This is a genomic window from Sphingomonas sp. AC449 (assembly GCF_979253475.1).
Genome location: NZ_CEEDCZ010000036.1, coordinates 1 through 356 on the forward strand (window position 1 = coordinate 1; position 356 = coordinate 356).

The following is a 356-nucleotide window of genomic DNA, read 5'->3' on the forward strand; positions in this document are numbered from 1 at the left end:
TGGTGGAGCCTATCGGGATCGAACCGATGACCTGATGCTTGCAAAGCAACCGCTCTCCCAGCTGAGCTAAGGCCCCAAACGCACTTGTGTGTGGTGGGCCTAGGTGGATTCGAACCACCGACCTCACCCTTATCAGGGGTGCGCTCTAACCAACTGAGCTACAGGCCCACACCCGCTGCGCCCGTCAGACGCAGCAGAACTGCGCCTCAGAGGCGCGCTTCGCGCGCTGGCCGAGCTTGCCCACAGCCAAGACAGCGGATGCTGTCTCGTCTTATGGACTAACCTAGTGATGAAGGGACATGAGGACGGCGGCTAATGTTCTTTGGAATGGAAGAAGCTCTTCCGACAGGGTGGCA

2 tRNA genes are annotated in these 356 nt (G+C 59.3%); both read right to left on the reverse strand.

Annotated elements, in window-relative coordinates:
* A tRNA-Ala gene (locus AC0CH3_RS17750) sits at positions 1 to 76 on the reverse strand.
* 15 nt (positions 77 to 91) lie between these two features.
* Positions 92 to 168: transfer RNA gene (locus tag AC0CH3_RS17755), tRNA-Ile, on the reverse strand.
* Positions 169 to 356: the final 188 nt, after the last annotated feature.